This is a genomic window from Pseudoalteromonas sp. T1lg75, from assembly GCF_002964705.1.
GTDB lineage: Bacteria > Pseudomonadota > Gammaproteobacteria > Enterobacterales > Alteromonadaceae > Pseudoalteromonas.
This window is the reverse complement of the sequence record NZ_PQCD01000017.1, coordinates 1-21,472: the sequence shown is the minus strand read 5'-3', so window position 1 is coordinate 21,472 and position 21,472 is coordinate 1. Positions and strand designations below refer to the sequence as shown.

Here is a 21,472-nt window from a genome sequence, read left to right as displayed (position 1 = left end):
TGGTTGCGGGAGCCGGATTTGAACCGACGACCTTCGGGTTATGAGCCCGACGAGCTACCAGGCTGCTCCATCCCGCGCCTGTAAATTTCGAAACTCAACCGTGTCAAACACAGACCGATTTAGCTTCTATCGCTGGTATTTAGGAGTGTCCCCTAGCCAGCGAGAGCGCCATAATATAGCAAAAGAGTAAAAATGCAAGTTTAAATGCCAAGATCGCAACTAGATGCTGATTTTTCCACCAGAACTAGTTGTGATGCGAGCGTTGGTGCGGGCTTATCATCTTTTGCCATTCCCAATCGGGGTGACCCATGACAATAAAGTCGGGGTTTTCGGTCGACTCCCTTTGATTATAGGTCAGTGGATTGAATTCGGCATCGGTAATACTGCCGCCGGCCTCCTCCACTATCACCTGCGAGGCGCCGGTATCCCACTCACCCGTCGGACCAATGCGCATAAAGCAATCGGCCTTGCCTTCGGCGACGATACAGGCCTTTAAGGAGCAGGAGCCTAAGGGAACGGTATCAAATGTGGTATTGAGATATTGGCTGACCGCTTCGAGTTTTTGTCTTCGACTCACTGCCAGAGTTAACCCGTCGGGCTGAGCGACGCTAATTCGCTCTATGCCTTTTGCACTCTTTTTAAATGCACCATGTTGGTAGGCGGCGTAATAAGTGATGTTTTTCGCCGGCCAATGGATCACCCCCAAAACCGGGCGGTTATTTTCAACCAGGGCAATATTGACGGCGAAGTCACCGCTTTCAAGAATAAACTCACCGGTGCCATCCATGGGATCCAATAGCCAATAGCGAGGCCAATGCTTTCTATCCGACAAGGGGGGAATAGGGGTTTCTTCCGACATAATCGGGATGTCGCTTGCTAATTCTTGCAAACCGGCAACCAATACCGCGTTTGCCGCGAGATCGGCCTTAGTGACCGGTGTATCATCGGCTTTTACTTGCTTACCAATATCCGGCTGACGATAAATCGCCATAATTGCCAAACCTGCTTGTTCAGCCAACTCAATGCATGGCTCTAAGAATTGTTGCAACCTTACCCCCTTTGTCTACTCACCCCAAGACCGGCTAAGACGCCTTCACTAATAATAGCAAAGCAGCGACGCTTCGCGCTTCGGTAAAATCTGGTTCCGCCAAAAGCTGTTGCCATTGGGATGTTGGCCAGTAAACCACCTCTAAGGGCTCAGGTTCATCACCGGGCAAACGCTCTGGATAGAGATCGGTGGCGGCAATAATATGCATGTGCGCATTAAAATAGCTGGGCGCTAGTGACACCTGCTTCAAGGCCTTCAAGCTGTGTGCGCCAAATCCCACTTCCTCTTTCAGCTCACGAACGGCCGCCTGCTCCGGACTCTCGCCGGGATCGATCAAACCTTTGGGGAAGCCTAACTGATAGTCATTGGTGCCGGCACAATACTCGCGCACCAGGATCAATTCATCGTTTTCGGTGACTGGCACAATTAACACGGCTCCTCTGCCGCCACCACGAATGCGTTCATACTGACGCTGCTCACCGTTGGAAAATCGTAAATCTAAGGTCTCGACGGTAAACAAGCGGCTTTGAGCGACCACTTGTGTGTCGAGAATTTGTGGAGGAGTAGGATGCTTTTTCTTTGCCATTGCCGCGACTTTGTTATTATCACCTTTAATGCTCATCATAATTGTTTTAATAGGAAAAGCCTATGCCAAATTGGGCCAATATAGACACCGTGCTTTTGGATATGGATGGCACCTTGCTGGATCTGCATTTTGATAATCATTTTTGGCTGGAACTGATCCCCCAGGCCTATGCTCGACGCCATCAAATAAGTCTCGCCGAAGCCCACGATATCATGGCCCAGCGCTATGAAGAGGTGCAGGGGCAGTTGCAGTGGTATTGCCTGGATTATTGGCAACAAGAGTTACAGTTGCCGATCATGGAGCTAAAGCGCGAGATACAACACCTTATCTCCATTCGTGATGACGCTATTGTGTTTCTCAAGGCCTTAAAAGCGGCGGGTAAGGAATTGATTCTGCTCACCAATGCTCATCGTGACAGTTTAAGCCTGAAGGTGGAGATGACCAAGCTCGATAAGTACTTAGATCAACTTATCTCAACCCATGATTATGGTGTGAGCAAGGAAGAGCAGAGGCTGTGGCAGCAGGTGCAAGAGGATTTAAGATTCGACAAGGAACGCACCTTGTTTGTGGACGACAGTGCGGCTGTGCTGGCCTCGGCCAAACGCTTCGGCATCGGCCACCTGTTGGCGGTGGCCAACCCGGATAGCAAGCAACCAAGTCGCCAGCTAGCCGGATATGAAAATATCACCGACTATCGGGATATTTTACCCATCTAGGGTTACTTACGCCGGGTAGCGTTGTTGTAAGCCCTGATAAACCAGGTGGGCAAAGTCTGGGTTTTCGGTATCCAGGCTTTTTACCACTTCGACCAGGTGCTCGTTGTCTTCCTGACCATGCCACACCTTGATATAGGTGCCATCCTTATAACCATGATCCTGGCGGAAAAAGTTAAGGGTGTTTTTACCCACATAACCACGGTAAAGGTCATCGATATTCATACCAATTTGCTGCATACAGCCGGCAAATGCCGCGGCATTAAAGGCTTTGTCATTCACCGCACTGGCGGCCAAGACTTCTAAAGTGGCTTTAAAATCGGCTTCGCTATGCACCTTGGCCATTTCCTGCTCGAGCGCGGCGGCCAAATCGGTGAAAGAGGTTTCACCATCAATACGCAGGCTTAGGCCAAAGTGAAAAATATCCACCAGCTCTAAAATCACTTGTTCGGTGTCGGGCGTTTGCTTTTTCCACCACTTCCAACCGTAATGATCGAGCATTTCCGCACACTCAACCCAGATTGCTCGATACCATTCGAAACCTTGGTCAAACCATTGTTCATGCACCTTGGTATTCATGGCATGTTGCATTTCCAACATAACGGCTATTTTTTTTGCAGCACTCGACATTTTATCTCTCACATTCGCGGTTAATAAACCTATCATACCGTTAACTGCAAAGAGAGTGAAAGGGATTAGCCAATTCCCCGTTCTAATGGATTATCACTAATCTGATTCGCACGAGATATCATGTTAAAAAACACCCTACTGACTCTTTCCCTCACCTTGGCCGTGGCGCTCGGGGGCAATCTGGCGCAAGGCGCCATCATCACCAATATCAGTGACTCCCCGGCCAACGTCAGCCCCATCCTACCCGGATTGGTTCTGCCCCAAGTGTCGCTTAAAAGTGCCGATAACAAGGAAGTCAGCCTGCACACCCTGCTAGAGCAAAAGCCGACGATATTAGTTGTGTATCGTGGCGGCTGGTGCCCTTACTGCTCGCAGCAGCTGGCCAATATAAAAAAGATTGAGCAAGAGCTTATCGACAAGGGCTTTCAAATTATCGCCGTGTCTCCGGATAGCCCAGAGAAGCTGCAACAAAGCACGATAAGTTCGGCAAACTATCAACTCCTCTCTGACGACCAGCTGAAACTGACGCAAGCACTGGGCCTGGCTTTTTATCTCGATGATGAGGTGGCCAAGGCGTATCGCAATAAACTTGGCGTGAACTTTGTGACTCTGGACGGGGAGCAAAAAGTGGCCTTGCCTGTGCCGGCGGTTTTTGTACTCGATACCGACGCGCGAGTGCACTTTCAATATGCCAACCCTAACTACAAGGTGCGCCTAAGCGAGCAACTCTTGTTAGCCGCGGCGGATGCTGTGCAGTAATACCAATTTAAGTGAATTGGTATAAAAAAAGGAGCCTGGGCTCCTTTTTCTGCTGCTATCTTAAGCGGTAGTCACAGACCCCTTGGGTCACGTAACGGGACGCAAAAGGGGCACCGCTGGTAAATTCAAAGCGCATATCCTGAAGATTGAAAATAGGATGAGGATGCTCTGTAATCCATTGCTGAGTGGCCTGGCAGATGCCTTCAAGTTTGTGCAAACGGTAGGTATCAACCACTACCACGGCATTACCCTGCTCTAGATAACTGCGGTGAATGTTCTCAACCCAGTCTGTATGGGCAAAGTTAGTACGCAAATAAAAAGCCAGATCAGTTTCATCCGCTTCTTTAGGGCCTACGTCCGGTGCGTTACGCGCTTTTTGCGCGAACTGCATCAGCGACATCTGCTCACGCATCACCTGGGTGCGATATCCCGCCGGACAACGCTCCGTGGTATAGGTCACCTTACCCGCGGGGCTAATACACTTGTTCAACTTCTTTTCATTCGCCTGGGCGGTAAATGCCGTGGCGACAATAAGTAAAAATATAGACCAATAGTGCATTGTTATTCTCTTTCTAATAGGCACGAGCCGTGTAATTTTGCCAAAACGGACACAAGTAAACAAGTGTTGTTAAATTGTTACAGTTTTATGTCACTCGCTTAGCGGTTTTCCAGACGGTTATAATCGAACAAACCATATTCGATACCGCGATAGCGCTTTGCAACCCGATGGAGCAGATCGCTATAACGCCAAAAATCTGGATCGCTGCGACGCACCGCAAACCGGCTTTTCAGGGCTTGGTACTGTTGCTCGGTGCGCACCTGCTCTAAACCTTGCACAAAGTCCGGCAACTGCGCTTCGCTGAGCACCCACAGAGCTTCCGGATAGTCACCAATAAAGCCCGGAACCACCAGAGCTTTATCCTCGTTATAGGCGCGTTGCGCCTCTTCGCGCAACAGGCTGCTGATATTGTAATGGGCATTATGATGCACCAGGGTATAAGCCTGATAATCAGACGCCTGATCGCCCACCAAAATATAGCTGACCTGAGGCAACAGATTCACCGCTTTACTATCGAGGTCATTAAGGCGCTGCAACAGCTCCGGTGCCTGACGGTAGTCATAACGCTTGCTCATCACGGGCTCAAGCTTGGCCGCAAGCTTGTTATAGAGCTCCTGCTGCAGGTCATCGCTGTGGTAGCTTATCCCGGTCGGTTGGGTAAAACCGAATATCCGGGTCTTTAAGGAACTCAACCAGGTTTTTCGGGGAGCGACGATACCAGTGCGCGCGCAACTTAGCGCGTTCCTCTGCGGGCAGCAAGGACAGGAAGTTGTCTTCCCCTTCCATGCGCAAAAAGTCCATATAAAGGCGGGTGATCAACTGATGACCGACATTGCCGTAGACATCAAACCCGGCCACCAGCAGGTAGTGAATCCGCTCAAATAAAGAATAATCGAGGACCCAGGCCGTTTTCGGCGCCTCCCCCACCCAACCTTTAACCACTGTGGCGCTGTTAAAGTGACGGAAAATGGTCAATGCGGCATTGTCATTATGGCCTTCACCCTGCCAGAGAATATCGGCGGTTAAATGCTGACCGTCGGCAAACACCTCGTTTGCCAATGCCGCCTTGGCTTCTAGAAACTCGCTTTGTTTGGCCGCATATTTTACCCAACTCGAGATTGGCAGCGCATTACTTTGCTCCTGCGCCGGCATATCCAGGGCATCCTCGTGGCGCATTAAAAATTGCTCGAATTGCTCGGCGCCGATAAATTGCGGGTCGACGAAGGCCACCCAAAACTGGTCATTGATCACGTTAAGTGCGATTTGGCCGCGGCACACAGGTCCTTGAATAAAGCCGCGAATAATCAACTCAGCCTCATCCAGCATAAACTGGTAACGAGAGCGCACCGGTATAGCGGCAAAGGCCTTAAAGGGGTTAGAGGCCACCTCTATGCTGTAACCGGGCAAGCGAGTTACCTGGTAATCGGTGTCGATAAACTGCTGTTGCAGGCGCGCTAATTTGTCATCGTTCAGCGGCAGCGGAATATTGGTTTTAGCCAGTACCGTGGCGTGTGACGGGCGCAGACGATAGTAAACACGCTCAACTTGGGGATCTTCATAGGGGCGACGAGTGGCAATCACCTTGATAGCTGCTCCCGGCGGTGTGCTGGAGCGGACCAGCTTAAAGAATTGCCCGCGCTCCACATCGGCAAAAAAGATATTGGCCAGATACCAGTGCTCATAAATATAACGGGCACTCAAACGATGTTTGAGGTCGTCCTGATTAAGAAACGTCTCCCATTTATCAACCTCGGCCTGCAACTCAGTACTCAGTGGCGCTTCTTCGGCTAAGGGAGCACCTTGCTGCAACCAGCTCGTTAAGGTTGCCATCTCCGCGTTACTTAATGCCGGTAAGCCATATGGCATACCCGCTAGCGGGTTATCCTTGGCATAGTCTTCAAATTCTTCGATGGTTGGACAGCTCTGCTCCCTGTCCAGGCTAAAGTCAAACTGTTCGCCAAGAATGGCATCCTGAGGCAAAGGATGTTGTTGCTTCAAAGCCAGAGAGTGATACATCACGCTGGCCATCAAGTTGGCATGGGGATTTTGCTGACGTTCATTGAGCACCGGGTTAAAACCCTTTTCGCGCCACTGTGCCGTGGTGTGGGCATCGATAAATAAGCGACTTGGCTCGGATGCCAATAACCGGGTGCCATCGTACACCAAGTCTTTTGAGGTGCCGCGCTCTATGCCCTCGGGCGAGGATAACTTAAGCTGACAGGGCGCATCATAACAGCCGTGACACACCACACAGCGGTTATCGAGCACGGGTTTTACCTCTTGCGCGAAGAAGTCCTGTTGCTCGATGGAGGCGGGATGCTGACGGTTTTCTACCTGCTGTTGACCGTAGAGGCTATCGTACTTCTGAGCGCCAAATACGGCGCAACCGGTACAAAAAACCAGGAACAACATCCACGCCAATTTATTCATCGTCATCACCGAGATCAAAGGTCGGCATCATTTCCAACTGCGGCGACACATAACTTTGCCCATCGCTGCACTCCAATACCGCCGCCAATAACGGCCCTCGGCTCAGGATCAACATGGCCTGATGCTCGCAAGACAACAAGGGCTGCGCCCGGGGACGTAGCTCGTAAGTGCTGAGCTGCAGGCTCACCGATTGCTCCGCACTGGGATTTTGGCATAAATGCGCCAGTAGCTCTTCGTCCAGCGTCACTTCTAACAGTAAGTCGGGCTCATTCATATCACGAGCATAAAGAGAGTCATTGAGTACAAACAAAGGGAGGCTAAGTACTGCGCCTTGCGATAATTCCACGGAAAACCCCGAAAAAAGTCGATAATCTGCCCTCATCATAGCAAAAAAAGTCATTGTTTTGGCTGCTTTTGTAACCAGATAGGGTATATTAACCAAGTAATTAGGGAGGAAAACGCACATGACAGTACTATTAATCATACTGGTTGTTGTCGCCATCGCCGTGGTCATGATCTTCAACAATCTAGTGCAGTATAAGAACGAGTTTCAAAACGCCTTTGCGCAGATCGATGTGCAGCTCCACCGCCGCCATGACCTGGTGCCGAACCTGGTTGCCACGGCGCAGGCCTATCTGGACCATGAAAACACCACGTTAAAAGCGGTTACCGCCGCCCGTAACCAAGCTGTCAGTGCCCTGCAAGCCTTGCATCAAGGTAATATCGATGCCACTAAGCTATCACAGCTGGCGGCCAGTGAAGGCGCCCTCAGCAGCGCCCTCGGCGCCTTGCAAATTAGCGTCGAGGATTACCCCGACCTCAAGGCCGACAGCACCATGGCTAACCTAAGCGAAGAGCTTACCAGCACCGAAAACCGCATCGCTTTTGCCCGTCAGGCCTATAACGACGCGGTGATGCAATACAACAGCTTTAAACAAAGCTTCCCACCCGTGCTGGTCGCAAAAATGACGGGTCATGGTATCGACGCGCCACTGTTGCAATTGGAAGACCCACAAACACAACGTCAGGCACCAAAAGTATCCTTTAACTAGCCGTGCAGAACTTCTTCGAACACCAGCGCCAGGCTAGGCGTAAAACCTGGCTGCTGGTTACCCTGTTTGTTATAGCTGTAAGCGCATTGATTGCACTTATCCATTTCCCCGTCCTTTGGGTAATGGAGTTTTATAACACAGACCCACATACCTACTTCTATCAAGGTCCCGATAAAAGCCGACGTGTTTACGGTTTTCACCTGGGCCTCGCGGTGAGCATTGCCAGCGTGATCATGATAGCTGTGCTGTACAAGTATTTTCAATTGCGCCAAGGCGGTCATGTTATTGCTCGACAACTCGGTGGCGAGCAGGTGCAAAGCAACAGTTACGACCCACTCCACCGCCTGTTGCTCAATGTGGTTGAAGAGGTCGCCATCGCCGCGCGGATGCCGGTTCCGGGCGTCTATGTACTTACACATCAACCTAGCATTAATGCCTTTGCCGCCGGTTACCATAGACACGACAGTGTGATCGCCGTGACTCAGGGAGCCTTGCAACAACTGAATCGTGAGCAATTACAGGCGGTAGTGGCCCATGAATTCAGTCATATTCGCCACGGCGATGTGCGCCTTAATGTGCGTATGACGGCCCTGCTCTTTGGCATCACCTTTATCGGCCAAGCCGGGGAAAATCTTATCCATGGCGCCATGAATGCCTCTCGTCCTCACGGCCAAAAAGGCGATGGTGCTGGCTTTGGCGCCCTTGTTGGCCTGATACTCACCCTGTTTGGCTGGCTAGGAACTCAGCTCGGCGACGCCATTAAGGCCCTTGTCTGTCGCCAGCGGGAATACCTCGCCGATGCCGGAGCCGCCGAACTCACCCGCGCCCCCTACGATCTGGCGCAGGCCTTATTGGTAATAGCCGAAAGCCCACGCAAAAACACCCTGAGGCAAAACAATGCGCATTTATATAGCCACTTGTTCTTTTCCGATGCACTCAGTCCCTGGCTGTCCTGGTTAAGCACCCATCCGCCTCTAAGCAAACGCATCCAGGCACTCGACCCGAGTTGGGATGGCGTACTTAGCAAACGCCCCCGGAGCCATGCTCATACGACGGTACATGGCGCCATGATGGCGGCGCATGAGCAAAGCCAGTTGCAGGTAGCGCGACACCAGCGCAATAGCGAAAACCAAATAAAACTTGAAGGCATTGATGCCAACCTGGGTTACCTGGCCCATGAGCCCGTGGATGCCCAGTGGCTGGTGATGATGCTCTGCCTGCATCAAGACTGGCAACAACGGCAAACGCAACTGCGCCAGATTGTCGCCTTGCCCTATGTCGACGCCTTTAAATTCGACCAGGCGGAAAACTCTTTGGCTGGGCTTGGCATGAGTAAGAAGCTGATGCTGTTGGAAGTCGCCATAGGAGCACTGCGTTGTTTGCCGCAACATAGCCAGCGAGAGTTTTTAACCAAGCTAAAAAATATTGTCGTCGTAGATGGCAGTTTGGATCTTCATGCCTGGTCCTTCTATGAGCTCAGTGTTCATGCCTTGAGCGAAGCCAATAGCGGTACCATAGGACGACTAAATAAAGAACTTATAGGAACAGCCTGCGAGCAACTGCTTAACGCTCTTGCCAGCTTTGGACACTGTGATGAGAAACAACAGGCCACGGCATTGAATGCGGCCTCTGAAGCCTTGCAGTTGCCCATGCGCTATTACGGCGATGCGCAATGTCAGGTCACCCGTTTACAACGCGCCTTAAGCATAGTGAAAACCTTGCCGCAGGCGAAAAAGCAGGTTCTTATTCAAGCCTGTCAGCTCTGCATTAGTCACGATGGCGAAATTAATGAGGCGGAACAGGTAACACTGTATACCCTTGCCGCCTGCTTAAATGTGGACAGTGAGGTGGTGAGCCACTTACCAGGGTAAGCGCTCGCCATTGGCGTGCCAAAAGCCACCGGTATTGGCCAAGTCCAGCTCGGCAATACGCTGCCCAATGCGTTGTGCCGCCACTTCGGGGCTGACATCACCGGCAAAGCCGACCATACGGGTTTGTACAAAACCGGGATGGAATAAACCGACCGCCACGGCGCGCGGTTTCAATTCATGGGCCAGGCTCACGGCAGCGGCGTTTAAAGCCGCCTTAGACATACGATAACCTATATACCCTCCGGAGCCATTGTCGGCAATGGAGCCCATGCGCGAGGTGATCATCGCCACCTTGGCGCCGGCGGGCAATAAATGCTGCAAGGCATGGGTCACGCGTAAAGGCGCCAGGGCGTTGACGGCAAACTGCTGCTCTATCGCCGCAAAGTCCATCTCGGCCAAGGTTTCGTTGTGTAACACCCCGGCGTTGTTAATCAGAATATCGATGGGCTTGTTGTCGAGCTTGACTGCCAAATCACGCACCTGTTCGGGTTCGCAAACATCGATACCAGAGATCACATTGACACCTAATGCATCAAGTTCATCGCTGCTTTGGCGCACTAGAGCCGTCACCTCGGCGCCGGCACTCACATACTGCTTGGCCAACTCCAGGCCGATGCCACGATTGGCACCGGTAATCACCACATGTTGTGTCATTGCCTTACCCTTGAAGTTGAATAATTGAAAAAACGGCACCTTGAGGGTCGTTAATCACGCTAAAGCGGCCGACATCAGGGATATCTATGGGCTGAACGCAGATCTCAGCGCCGAGAGTTTTCGCCTGCTCAACCTGTTCATCGCAATTATCGACTTGAAAATACACCATCCAGTGAGACGGAATGTCGTCCGGCCATTGTTCGTTCATCGCCAACATGCCACCTATTTCCTCGCCATCGACACTAAGAACCGTGTATTCCATGCCGTCCATTGGCCGCAACTCGGTATGCCAGCCGACCAGTTGCTGATAAAACTCGGCGCTGGCACGCATATCTCGGGTGGCCAGTTCAAACCAACACGGGGTGTTGGTTTCATTCTTGCGTTGCGAGCCCTTATGGCCTTTGCCCTGCCAGAGCGCGACCATGGCACCGCCAGGATCGCACAGCAACACCATTTTTCCGGCACCGGACACTTCGTGAGGACCATGCACTATGCTGGCCCCTAATTCTTTGGCGGCGGCGGTCTTGCTGTCGACATCGTCCACGGCAATATAACTTAACCAGTAACTGGGCACCCCCTGCGCCTGCTGATCGGCGGGCATCTGATACATGGCGGCAATATCCTCTTGCTGCTTTTGCAGCATGGTGTAGTACACGCCTTCTCCTATGGGTTGATCGACTGCCGACCAAGAGAAAAAGTCACTGTAAAAGGCTTTGCCTTTTTGCCAATCGGTGGAGCACAGTTCCACCCAGCAAAAGTGTCCTTGAGGATAGTTATCACGACTCATACTAGTTCATCCCGTTTATTGTTTTTATAACCATAGCGCAATCGGCCAAGGCATGGAGCAATAATTCTAATTCCCGACTGTTACACACTAACCTTAAACCAGTTAAACATAAACAGACCATGAAACTCAATTGAGAATTATTTGCATTAGGTGTTGACTAACACGTAAATCTAATTGATAATCAATCTCAATAAGGGGGCAAATTAAAACCCGCTTGTTACTGAAGATTTGTTTCACGACCCTGAAACACGTTTAGCGCCCGTAAGGCACAGGTTGATGGCAGCCAATTCAACGCCCCTTGATAAGGCGATTCCATCAACCGCACTACATTTTACTTGCTACATTGCTCATATCGGTGACGGTAGATATGAAAACAAAAAAGCCCTTGCGGGCTTTTTTTATGTCTGTAATTTAATACCCGCAGATTAACGGCGGTTTTTACGGGCCCGGGCGCGACGCTGGCGTTTTTCTTCTTCCTTGGCCGCCTTCTTGGCCTCGGCGGCGGCGCGTAATTCGGCCACCATCAGCTCTTCGCGCTCACGCATCTCGGGCGTTTCCATGCTCACTCGGCCAAGCACTGCATCGCGCAGCTCGTTAATCAAGATTTCTGAAAACTTATGCAGGTCTACTTGGTTACCACCACGAATACAGCCCCGGTTTTTACCCGCCGCCAGCATAAAGTCATAATCATGCTCGGGTAAGGGGTCAACCTTGTAGCGATCAATCAGCAGTTGCGGGTAGGCTTGCAGCAAATACTCGGCGGTGTAGCTGGCCACTTCTTCATAGTCGATGGCGGTATCACGAATGGCACCCGTGGCCGCTAAACGATAGCCGGAGTTTTCATTCTCAACCTTAGGCCAAAGCATTCCCGGGGTATCATAAAGCATGATGCCCTCATCAATTTTGATCCGCTGCTGCGCCTTGGTCACCGCCGGTTCATTACCGGTTTTAGCGACGATGCGCCCCGCCAGGGTATTAATCAAGGTCGACTTACCAACATTAGGAATGCCCATGATCATGGCTTTAATTTGTTTATCGGCACCCACCTTGTGAGGCACCAGCTTTTTGCAAAGCTCAACAATTTTGCCCACCTGCGCGGCCTTGTCATGCTCCAAGGGCAGCGCCTTCACGCCACTTTCCTGCTCGAGATAATTAAGCCATTGCGTGGTCATCTGCGGGTCGGCCAGGTCTGCCTTATTGAGGATCTTGATCACCGGTTTATCGCCGCGCAGCGCGCCTACCATAGGGTTTTCGCTGCTATAGGGAATACGCGCGTCCAGCACTTCAATAATCACATCCATCTGCGGCATGATTTCTTTTATTTCATTGCGCGCCTTGTTCATATGGCCCGGAAACCATTGAATTCCTGCTCTACTCATTTGATAAATATAACCTTTTAATCTTTATGCTTGCTTTTAGCCAGGGCCTTGCGGCGTTGCAAACTAAAACTCGCTTTCTTACTAGCAACTATACCACAGACTCCCGCTTTCATTTCCTCTCCTTACGCGAATTACCCTTGTTACACTGCGTCGCTAGTCGTCACTGAATGCTTTACCACACCACCTTTTCAAGGCGTATGCCCAAACGCTTAGATAAGCGCACCAAATTAGCGCGATCCACACCAAGGTGTTTCGCCGCCTGACTCCAGTTTCCTTGATACTGATGCAATGTCTGCTTGATCAAGGCCTTTTGATAATCGTCTACCGCAGCCCTTAAGTTTAGCGGCGGGATTGCCCGACTCTGCTCTTCTGGCACCTGCTGCTGTGGCACTATTTGGCTTTCGTCTGCATCCTCTGTATTTGGGGTTAATTCATCACAATCGGAAACAGTCAGAGTCACAATTTGGCGATGACGCTCTTGGATAGAGAATTTTGCGCATGCTTTGAGTGCGGCTCTGCTAAGCAAATGTTCCAACTCGCGCACATTGCCGGGCCAAGTGTAATGCTCAAGTCTCTCCATTAACTGGGCTGCAACCTTTAATTGATTTACACCCAGCTTACGTTTGATACGCTCAATAAAGAATCCCGCTAGGAGTTCCATATCTCCTTCTCTGTCCCGGAGCGGCGGAACAGTTAATGGATACACATTTAATCTGTGGTAAAGATCGGCGCGAAAGTGACCCTGTTCGACTTCCGCTTTTAAGTCCCTGTTAGTTGCGGCAATCACACGAACATCTACCTGAACGGTGCTATCATAGCCCAAGGGCTGAATTTCATTGCTTTGCAGCACCCGCAGCAATTTGCTTTGCACCGCCAATGGCAACTCACCCACTTCATCCAAAAATATGGTGCCTCCATTAGCAATAAGAAACTTGCCGGCACGTTTTTGTGCCGCTCCGGTAAACGCTCCCTTGGCATGACCAAACAATTCACTTTCTATTAGATTTTCCGGCAACGCCGCACAATTCACGTGAATAATGGCTTCATCACACCGACTTGAATGTTGATGAATGCTGTGTGCCACCAGCTCCTTGCCCGTGCCACTTTCCCCTTGTATCAAAATCGAATAATTTGATGGCGCAACTAGGGCAATCTCGTTCTTAAGTTTTTCCATCGCGGCGCTTTGGCCGACCAAGCAAGATTGCTGGCCCAAATCACTGGGTTCATTTAGCGCTCGCATCACTTCTTTCGAATGCTTAACATTGGCCTCCAATAAATCCAGAGTCAGGGCCGTATGAAGACTGATCGATGCCATTGAAGTAATCAACGACAGCGTCCTCTGTGACAAGGATTCAAACACCTCAGGCGTTAAACTATCTAATGTCAGCACACCGATAAGCTGTTGCTCAAAATACAGGGGCACCCCCATGCAGGCATGAATGGGCAAGTCCCCATCCGTGGCTAATACCAACCCATCATAAGGATCGGGTAGCTCTGAGTTGGCCGCAAAACGCACTGCTTTTGTGGATTGGCACACGGCCAAAAACCTGGGGTGCTCGGCGATAATAAATTGCCGCCCCATGGTATCTCGGCTTAACCCCTGCAAGGCTAGAGGCTGTAAGTATTCCCCTTTCAAAACCAGTAACACAATGGCATCACAGGTAATGAATTTGCGGATCGCCGTTAGTAGTCCATCGAAGCGTAAGTTGCTCGACACGCTTTGCGCTAGCTCCAGCGACAGCTCAAGTAACTGGTTATCGGTCGGGTTATTCATACTTCACCAAATCATAAAGACAATATCGAGTCATAAAGACACATTACCACTTAAGTCATTATGACACACACCTGTTGTTTTATAAGTAACTTATCCTTTAATTTCAATTGATTAAAAAATGGCATGAGTTTTGTCTATATAACCATGCCTACTTGTTCATAGTGTGGAGTTGAGATGTATTCAAATTTTTTACTCACCGGCGCTCAGCAGCTGGATAATCAACAGCGTGGTTTCCAATGGTGTGTTATTGGCGGTAATTGGGCCATGGTGATGTCATTTATGACAACCGCTTTGTGTTTACTGATCACCTATAAATTTAATCATTACTTTTCTATCCCAGCACAGGTAAGTGCTCATATCGCAACCATAGTCTTCGCAGCCTTTTTTAAGGTGGGTTATGTCGTGCGTTGCGTTGGTTTGCACGGACTCGGTTACAGCGTTAAGTAACTGCTCGCATATGAATTAAAAGGATCAAAAGCCCTGCTATGAGTATAGCCAAATGCCCTTGTAGAGACAGTGGCAAAGCGCCAGGTTGCGTTTCGGCTATGCCAGGCATCTAGGTAATAACTAAAGGTATCGCTGCCTGGGCCTGCCCACAGGGCTGCGTACTTTATATTCTGTGTATTTACATTCCTGGTCAGCACATTTAGCGGCCACAGCCATAACTTCTGGAGTTAAGATGTTATCTATTCAAGACATTAAAACAGTGCAATCAACCATCCCATTAATTGAACAGGCGGGCACTGCGGTTACCGACCATTTTTACACTCGCATGTTTTCCCACAACCCCGAACTTAAAGATATTTTTAACCTAAGCAATCAACATACAGGACGTCAAAGGGTGGCGCTGTTTGAAGCCATCGTAGCGTATGCCAAGAATCTAGATAATCCAGCGGTACTCGCTAACGCCATTGAGCGTATCGCTAATAAGCATGTTAGTTTTAATATTAAAGCCGATGATTATAATATTGTCGGTCATCACCTTATTGAAACTATGCGCGAGTTACTCAGCCACCACTTTACCCAAGGCGTCGAGCAGGCCTGGGGCAAGGCATACGGCATACTAGCCAATATCTTTATCTCTAGAGAAGAGCAATTATATTCACAAAGAGAATCGTCGGTCGGCGGCTGGCGAGGCAAGCGAGCATTTCAACTGACTGAAAAGACCGAGGAGTCTGAGTTGGTGACCAGTTTCACCTTCAAACCAGTAGACTGCCTGCCCGTCATGGATTACCGTCCCGGTCAGTACGTTGCCATTGAATTGCAACCCGATACCTCTGAACACACCGAAATCCGACAATATTCGCTTTCGACTAAAGCAAACGGGCAAGACTATCGCATCTCAGTGAAGCGCGAAGAAAACGTCAAGCTGGGAATTGTTTCCAACTATCTGCATAACACACTCAAGGTTGGCGACCTAGTTGACTTGCACGCACCGACCGGTGACTTCTTTTTTATTGATAAGCAGCGGCCCGTCGTTCTGATTTCTGCCGGTGTGGGCATTACCCCCATGCAGGCCATGCTCGACACCTTGGCACAGAACCAGTATGAGCACTCGGTTACCTATATTCACGCCTGTGAAAACAGGGCTCAACACTCTTTTGCAGAGCATACCGCCCACCTATGTGAGCAACATGGTTGGCATCACTATACTTGGTACAATCAAGAGCAAGGAGATAGCCAGCGCACCTTTGGTGGGCTTATCGACTTTACCCAAGTTGAACTGCCTCTTGCCGAGGGTGACTATTATTTATGCGGCCCCATCGCCTTTATGCAATTTGCCAAAGAAAAATTACTACGACTGGGTGTGCGTGATGACCGCATTCATTACGAGGTATTTGGTCCTCACGCCACTCTATAACTCGTTTTTGGCTGCCGGGTAAGCGCCTGGCAGCCCCCACACGGGCAGAGCAAATCACCACGCGAACGTGTATACTGCCCGCTTTGCTCGCCCAGGAAGTAGTTGTTATGGCATTAAAGGCCACCATAATTAAAGCGCGTCTGAATATCAGTGATATGAATCGCCACCATTATCAAGAATACCCTTTAACCGTTGCCCAACATCCCTCGGAAACCGAGCAACGACTTATGATCCGTCTGTTAGCTTTTGCCTTACACGCCAATGAAGAGCTGCAGTTTACCAAGGGCCTGTGCGCTGAAGACGAGCCGGAATTATGGCAACGAGAGATGGATGACAGCATTAGCCTGTGGATCGATCTTGGTCTACCGGATGAAAAGCGTTTGAAAAAGGCCTGCACCCGTGCCAAAGAGGTGGTGCTTTATGCCTATGGGGAAAACAACCAGGACATTTGGTGGCAGAAGAACCAGCAGAAGTTAAGCCAGTTTAAAAACCTCCGCGTTGTCAGCTTAAGCTATGACGAAACGCAACAGCTAGCAGCGATGGCCTCACGCAGCATCGACCTGACCATTAGCATTGAAGACGCCGAGGTATGGGTTAGCAACCAGGAGCAAACACTGCAAATTACCTTGACCTGGCTGCAGGGTCAGGGCTAAATTGCCAAAAACTGGGACAAGACAAGCGTCATCGTCTAGGTCGAGACGTGGGTAAGGATTTGTATGATCACTAAGGTAGTAGTTTTACATGGCTTGTATATGTCGGGCTTTGTTATGCGACCGCTGTGCGCGCGACTGAAAAAACACGGCTATGAGATACTCAACCTGTCTTACAACACCTTAGATCCAAATACCGACGAGATCTTCGCCCGTATCAACGACTTTATGGGCGATCAAGATTGCGCCTTTGTCTGCCATTCTCTGGGAGGCCTGATCGCCCGACGTTATCTCAGCCAGGGTTTCCCCCAAGTACAGCAGGTAAAAAAAGTATTCACCTTAGGTACACCCCATAAGGGTGCCAAGATAGTCCATCATATGCAGCAAAAGGGCATGCAGGCACTGTTAAAAAACAGCCTGGAATATCTGGCCAGTGAAAACCAGGACTGGCCCTTTAACGCCAAGCTTTATAGCATTGCCGGCGATCTCCCTCTCGGCCTGTTACCCCTGTTCGAACAAGGACACCCCTGCGATGGCACGGTCAAGGTGGATGAAACCAAGCTCAATGGCATGGCGCAGCACAAGGTATTTCACCTTAGCCACACCAGCTTGATTTACTCCCGTAAGGTTGTTACCTATATTCTCGAGCAACTGCGAGAAGATTAATTCTCGGCTGCTGCGGCAATCTTATACGCAATTACAGCGATAATTCCCACCACTAGCGGGATCGGTGCGGCAATCATGCCAAAGGCATCGGAATTTGCGTAGCTGGCTCCGGCAAGGTGGCCCACTAAACCAATTACAAAGGTGAGTACGGCAATAACACAAACGGTGATTTCTGCTTTTTTCGATTTATTCATAACCACATCTCCTATGTCGATGCTCAGATTATGACCCCCCAGTGCATACAAATATTGCGCTAAATCAATTTTCACCGCGGCTTTTTTAAGCACCGAAATCGCTTTTGCGATAGATCAATATTTCACCATTGCGACCTTGTTTTTGGCACAAATCATGCCCATGTCATTAGCTACAAGCGCATGCAAATCATTTTATGTGATTGCTTAAATCGATTTTATCCGCTTGTTATTAAGAGGCTTTACGCCATACTGAAGTACAACTTCTAAACGCAAAGGAGACAGCTATGTCGCAAGTAAATGCTATTGGATTGGATACTCAAGAAACAGAAACTATCATCGATGAGCTCAACCGTTTACTCAGCTGCTATCAAATCCAATACATGAACGCCCGAGGCTTTCATTGGAATATAAAAGGCCGCGACTTTTTCGAACTGCACGTCAAATTTGAAGAAATCTACAACCTATTATTAGAGAAGGTCGATGAAATCGCCGAGCGCATTCTTACCCTTGGTGGTGAGCCACTGCATGCGTTTACAGATTATATCGAGCTGAGCCAGATCAACGAGGCTAAAAACATCAGTGACGGTGGCCAAGCGGTGCAAAACTTACTGGATGGCTACACCACCCTGATCAAGATGCAGCGTAACATTCTTGTCGATGCCAGCGATAATGAAGATGAAGGCACGGCGGCATTAATGAGCGATTACATCAAAGAACAGGAAAAGCTGGTGTGGATGCTTAAAGCCTATCTTGATTAATATCCTTCTACGCTAGGCGGCACGCCGCCTAGCTTTCTTCCACAGCCCCTTACCAGCCTCCAGGAGCAGAGCATGGACCTCACTTACCGCAGCGAACACGATAGCATGGGTGAACTCAAAGTCCCCGCCGACGCACTGTATCAAGCACAAACACAGCGCGCCGTGAATAATTTTAAGATCAGCTCGCTGACCATGCCGAGCCGCTTTATCACCGCGCTAGCACATATCAAGCGTGCCGCGGCCAAGGTTAATCACCAGCTCGGTTATTTGGATGCCAAAACCAGCTCGGCAATTGCTAAGGCCTGCAGCGAAATCATCGCGGGTGAGCACCTGGAGCACTTTCCCGTGGATGTATTCCAGACCGGCTCGGGCACCAGCACCAATATGAATGCCAATGAGGTGATTGCCACCCGTGCTACAGCCCTGCTCGGTACCAAGGTGCACCCCAATGATCATGTGAATATGGGGCAAAGCTCAAACGATGTGATCCCAACGGCCATCCACGTCAGCAGTGCCATCGCCATCGAGCAAGAGCTTCTGCCTGCGTTGACTCACTTGGAAGCTGTGATTGCGGCCAAGATAGAACAAGTCGGTGAACAGGTTAAAACCGGACGCACCCATCTTATGGATGCCATGCCCATCACCTTTGCACAAAGCATGTCTGCCTGGCACGCGCAAATTGTCGCCGCCAGAGCCCATATAGGTGAAAGTGCTGCCGCACTGTTACAGCTTGCTCAAGGAGGCACGGCTGTCGGCACAGGTATTAACGCCGATCCCGACTTCGCGGCACACTTTGCTAAAGAAATGACCAAACAAACCGGGGTGAGCTTCAAAGCTGGAGAGAATCCCTTCTTCCATATTGCTACCCAAGACAGCGTGGTGGCCGTTTCCGGGCAACTGAAAACCGCCGCCGTGGCCCTGATGAAGATTGCCAATGACTTACGTTGGATGAACTCGGGTCCGCTCGGGGGTCTTGCTGAAATAGAACTCGAAGCGTTACAACCGGGCTCATCGATTATGCCCGGCAAGGTTAACCCTGTGATCCCGGAAGCCACCACCATGGCCGCGGCTCAAGTGATAGGTAATGACACTACCATCACGGTGGCGGGTCAATCCGGTAACTTCGAGCTCAATGTGATGCTACCGGTAATAGCCTATAACGTTTTGCAGAGTATCGAACTGCTTAGCAATAGCAGCATAGCGCTTGCCGATAAGGCCATCGCCAGCTTTAAAGTGAATGAAGAGAGCCTCGAGCGCTCATTGGCTAAAAATCCCATTTTGGTGACCGTCCTCAACCCACTTATCGGCTATGAAAAGGCAGCGCAAATCGCTAAAAAGGCGTATGCAGAAAAGCGCGCCATACTCGATGTTGCCGCAGCAGAAACGGATATTCCCTATGAAGATTTGATCACCTTGCTGGATCCTCGAAAGCTCACCCAGGGTGGTATTCAAAACTAAAAAGCCAGTTTAGGAACGAAAATAGCGGCATTTGCGTGCCGCTGAAATGTCAGTATTATGGTAATCATCATCAACCGTAAAATAAGAACATTATGCGATTAACATTGATAGCCGCCGCAGTGTTGGCGTTAAGTGCCTGCAATAGCAATAGCCAACAGGAAACACAGGCCGTTGCTGCGAGTGAGACAACACAGGCACAACAGCCGAAAACTCAGCTTAAGCCGACGCCTAAACAGCTGGTCGTCGCCGATCAAGGCGTACGTGTAGAAAACCCGAATATCACCGCCACCAATGAATCCATTGCTCAAGGTTACAGACGGATCCATGAGCTTACCGCAGATAAAACATGTGATACGAGTCAACAATGCCAAGTGGTTGCGGTTGGCAGCAGGGCTTGCGGTGGTGCAAATGAATATGTGGTGTTCTCAACCAAAACCGCCGATGCAGAGCAGGTCAAAGCCTTGGCAGAGGAAATCACGGTGCAAGAGCGTCAGTTTAACCTAAAGACAGGCGCGGTCAGCATATGTGAACACCTAATGCGCCCATCAACCCAATGCCAACAATCCCAGTGCGTTAGAATTCAGGGCTCATCTTCCTCGGTGTACTAACTGCGATCAGTATCCGAATAAGCTGAGCAGCAAAGACAGTACAATAATCGCCAAGAGACAAAGTAAGGCTCTGATAATATATCGGGGCCGCATTTCTTGGTGACGCCACTGAAAGTAAAGAAACTTAGCAAAATAAGTGGCAGCCACCCCAAATAGTGCAAACACCAACAAATATGCACCTAGTGCTATCACAACAACCTCGACACTATTCTCTAATCATCCCTAATAGCCTAACAAGTTCACTCCCTTAATACCAAGAAAAGCCAGCCTAATCCAAGCGGTTTTTTTATATCTTGATTTTGCAAGGCTAAAGCCTCGCCTAGAGATAGCTGTGGGAGTTTTTTAAGTCGGAGTTTGCCGTCAAGAAGGACGGTAGTAGAGCAATACAGGGGCATATTGACGATAAGGCCGACCTACAAACACAGAAAAGCCGCTGCATTATGGCGACCAATTCTATTAGAATAAAAAAAGTAAACGCCAGAAAGCAAAAAAAACCGCTGCATTGCTGCAACGGGTTTCTTTAATTAGGCGAAGTAAGACCGGAGCACAGCTTCGCAGCTTACTGAGGTGAGGTCATGGACGACCGAGGTAACCAAGCTACAGGGACGTATAGTTGAAACCACTCTTAAGCGCGCCACCTCTTATATAACAATAAGGCTCGGCTATTCGAGTGTTATAGCTTGGTTATAAACAGCGTTGCATCGATTTGTCAAAACCTAAACGCTAAAAAGCAAAAAACCCGCAGCATTGCTGCAACGGGTTTCTTTAAATAAGGCCCTGACGATGTTCTACTTTCACATGGCAAATGCCACACTATCATCGGCCGGGGCCGGCCTTCCGGCAGTTCCGTTTCACTTCTGAGTTCGGCATGGGCGGGGCTGGCCTTCCAGTCTGGTGGGTCCTGAACGCAAAAAACCCGCTGCATTGCTGCAACGGGTTTCTCTGAATAAGGCCCTGACGATGTTCTACTTTCACATGGCAAATGCCACACTATCATCGACGCTGTTTCGTTTCACTTCTGAGTTCGGCATGGGG

At 49.9% G+C, this 21,472-nt stretch carries 21 protein-coding genes, 1 tRNA gene and 1 pseudogene; 11 read left to right on the top strand and 12 right to left on the bottom strand.

Annotated elements, in window-relative coordinates:
* The 3 genes from C2M36_RS04530 to nudE all read right to left on the bottom strand — a co-directional run bounded on the left by C2M36_RS04530 (position 1) and on the right by nudE (position 1,634).
* Positions 1–77: transfer RNA gene (locus C2M36_RS04530), tRNA-Met, on the bottom strand.
* A gap of 167 nt (positions 78–244) precedes the next feature.
* Positions 245–1,048 (bottom strand): 3'(2'),5'-bisphosphate nucleotidase CysQ, encoded by an 804-nt coding sequence (gene cysQ, locus C2M36_RS04525; RefSeq protein ID WP_105253894.1) that lies wholly within the window; start codon positions 1,046–1,048, stop codon positions 245–247.
* A gap of 34 nt (positions 1,049–1,082) precedes the next feature.
* A complete protein-coding gene (gene nudE, locus C2M36_RS04520; RefSeq protein ID WP_105253897.1) occupies positions 1,083–1,634 on the bottom strand; it encodes an ADP compounds hydrolase NudE in 552 nt (183 codons plus the stop codon).
* 62 nt (positions 1,635–1,696) lie between these two features.
* Between nudE and yrfG the strand changes: the two genes are divergently transcribed.
* Positions 1,697–2,350, top strand: a complete 654-nt coding sequence (yrfG, locus tag C2M36_RS04515) for a GMP/IMP nucleotidase (RefSeq protein WP_105253893.1) — start codon at positions 1,697–1,699, stop codon at positions 2,348–2,350.
* A 6-nt stretch (positions 2,351–2,356) separates the two neighbouring features.
* On the opposite strand, the gene C2M36_RS04510 is transcribed toward yrfG, so the two are convergent.
* Positions 2,357–2,977: a dUTP diphosphatase gene (locus tag C2M36_RS04510; RefSeq protein WP_105253896.1), complete on the bottom strand. Its 621-nt coding sequence runs from the start codon at positions 2,975–2,977 to the stop codon at positions 2,357–2,359.
* Between the two features lie 120 nt (positions 2,978–3,097).
* Between C2M36_RS04510 and C2M36_RS04505 the strand changes: the two genes are divergently transcribed.
* Entirely contained in the window at positions 3,098–3,736 is a 639-nt protein-coding gene (locus C2M36_RS04505) for a peroxiredoxin-like family protein (protein WP_105253892.1), read from the top strand.
* 55 nt (positions 3,737–3,791) lie between these two features.
* Here C2M36_RS04505 and C2M36_RS04500 read toward each other — a convergent pair whose 3' ends face one another.
* From C2M36_RS04500 to C2M36_RS04490, 3 genes and pseudogenes are all read right to left on the bottom strand, one after another.
* Positions 3,792–4,295 (bottom strand): hypothetical protein, encoded by a 504-nt coding sequence (locus C2M36_RS04500; RefSeq protein ID WP_105253891.1) that lies wholly within the window; start codon positions 4,293–4,295, stop codon positions 3,792–3,794.
* Positions 4,296–4,393: 98 nt separating this feature from the next.
* A pseudogene (locus C2M36_RS04495) lies at positions 4,394–6,725 on the bottom strand (fatty acid cis/trans isomerase).
* The gene (locus C2M36_RS04490; RefSeq protein ID WP_105253895.1) at positions 6,718–7,071 is read right to left on the bottom strand and encodes a hypothetical protein; all 354 of its coding nucleotides are present in this window, start codon (positions 7,069–7,071) and stop codon (positions 6,718–6,720) included. Before C2M36_RS04490 ends, C2M36_RS04495 begins: the two are co-directional and overlap by 8 nt.
* 118 nt (positions 7,072–7,189) lie before the next feature.
* Here C2M36_RS04490 and C2M36_RS04485 point away from each other — a divergent pair, with 118 nt between their 5' ends.
* Entirely contained in the window at positions 7,190–7,777 is a 588-nt protein-coding gene (locus C2M36_RS04485) for a LemA family protein (protein WP_105253890.1), read from the top strand.
* 122 nt (positions 7,778–7,899) lie between these two features.
* Complete coding sequence (locus C2M36_RS04480; RefSeq protein ID WP_105253889.1) at positions 7,900–9,648, top strand: M48 family metallopeptidase; 1,749 nt, start codon at positions 7,900–7,902, stop codon at positions 9,646–9,648.
* Here C2M36_RS04480 and C2M36_RS04475 read toward each other — a convergent pair.
* From C2M36_RS04475 to norR, 4 genes are all read right to left on the bottom strand, one after another.
* A complete protein-coding gene (locus tag C2M36_RS04475) occupies positions 9,637–10,302 on the bottom strand; it encodes an SDR family oxidoreductase (protein ID WP_105253888.1) in 666 nt (221 codons plus the stop codon). The two genes, C2M36_RS04480 and C2M36_RS04475, sit on opposite strands and share 12 nt — an antisense overlap.
* Positions 10,303–10,306: 4 nt before the next feature.
* Positions 10,307–11,089: a VOC family protein gene (locus tag C2M36_RS04470; protein WP_105253887.1), complete on the bottom strand. Its 783-nt coding sequence runs from the start codon at positions 11,087–11,089 to the stop codon at positions 10,307–10,309.
* 425 nt (positions 11,090–11,514) lie between these two features.
* A complete protein-coding gene (gene ylqF, locus C2M36_RS04465) occupies positions 11,515–12,468 on the bottom strand; it encodes a ribosome biogenesis GTPase YlqF (RefSeq protein WP_105253886.1) in 954 nt (317 codons plus the stop codon).
* Positions 12,469–12,640: 172 nt separating this feature from the next.
* Entirely contained in the window at positions 12,641–14,242 is a 1,602-nt protein-coding gene (gene norR, locus C2M36_RS04460; RefSeq protein ID WP_105253885.1) for a nitric oxide reductase transcriptional regulator NorR, read from the bottom strand.
* Between the two features lie 174 nt (positions 14,243–14,416).
* Between norR and C2M36_RS04455 the strand changes: the two genes are divergently transcribed.
* The 4 genes from C2M36_RS04455 (at position 14,417) to C2M36_RS04440 (ending at position 17,419) form a co-directional block, all read left to right on the top strand.
* On the top strand, positions 14,417–14,689 hold the full coding sequence (locus C2M36_RS04455; protein WP_105253884.1) for a hypothetical protein: 273 nt from the start codon (positions 14,417–14,419) through the stop codon (positions 14,687–14,689).
* A gap of 232 nt (positions 14,690–14,921) precedes the next feature.
* Positions 14,922–16,103 carry an NO-inducible flavohemoprotein gene (hmpA, locus tag C2M36_RS04450; protein WP_105253883.1) on the top strand — a complete coding sequence of 394 codons (1,182 nt, stop codon included), beginning with the start codon at positions 14,922–14,924 and terminating at the stop codon, positions 16,101–16,103.
* 107 nt (positions 16,104–16,210) lie between these two features.
* Positions 16,211–16,756 (top strand): YaeQ family protein, encoded by a 546-nt coding sequence (locus tag C2M36_RS04445; protein WP_105253882.1) that lies wholly within the window; start codon positions 16,211–16,213, stop codon positions 16,754–16,756.
* A 63-nt stretch (positions 16,757–16,819) separates the two neighbouring features.
* A complete protein-coding gene (locus C2M36_RS04440; protein ID WP_105253881.1) occupies positions 16,820–17,419 on the top strand; it encodes a PGAP1-like alpha/beta domain-containing protein in 600 nt (199 codons plus the stop codon).
* Here C2M36_RS04440 and C2M36_RS04435 read toward each other — a convergent pair.
* Complete coding sequence (locus C2M36_RS04435; RefSeq protein WP_105189514.1) at positions 17,416–17,613, bottom strand: hypothetical protein; 198 nt, start codon at positions 17,611–17,613, stop codon at positions 17,416–17,418. The two genes, C2M36_RS04440 and C2M36_RS04435, sit on opposite strands and share 4 nt — an antisense overlap.
* Positions 17,614–17,897: 284 nt before the next feature.
* On the opposite strand from C2M36_RS04435, the gene C2M36_RS04430 reads away from it, so the two are divergent.
* The 3 genes from C2M36_RS04430 to C2M36_RS04420 all read left to right on the top strand — a co-directional run bounded on the left by C2M36_RS04430 (position 17,898) and on the right by C2M36_RS04420 (position 20,437).
* On the top strand, positions 17,898–18,371 hold the full coding sequence (locus tag C2M36_RS04430) for a Dps family protein (protein WP_105253880.1): 474 nt from the start codon (positions 17,898–17,900) through the stop codon (positions 18,369–18,371).
* Between the two features lie 72 nt (positions 18,372–18,443).
* On the top strand, positions 18,444–19,829 hold the full coding sequence (locus C2M36_RS04425) for a class II fumarate hydratase (protein WP_105253879.1): 1,386 nt from the start codon (positions 18,444–18,446) through the stop codon (positions 19,827–19,829).
* Between the two features lie 92 nt (positions 19,830–19,921).
* The gene (locus C2M36_RS04420) at positions 19,922–20,437 is read left to right on the top strand and encodes a hypothetical protein (protein WP_105253878.1); all 516 of its coding nucleotides are present in this window, start codon (positions 19,922–19,924) and stop codon (positions 20,435–20,437) included.
* The last annotated feature ends 1,035 nt before the right edge of the window (positions 20,438–21,472 follow it).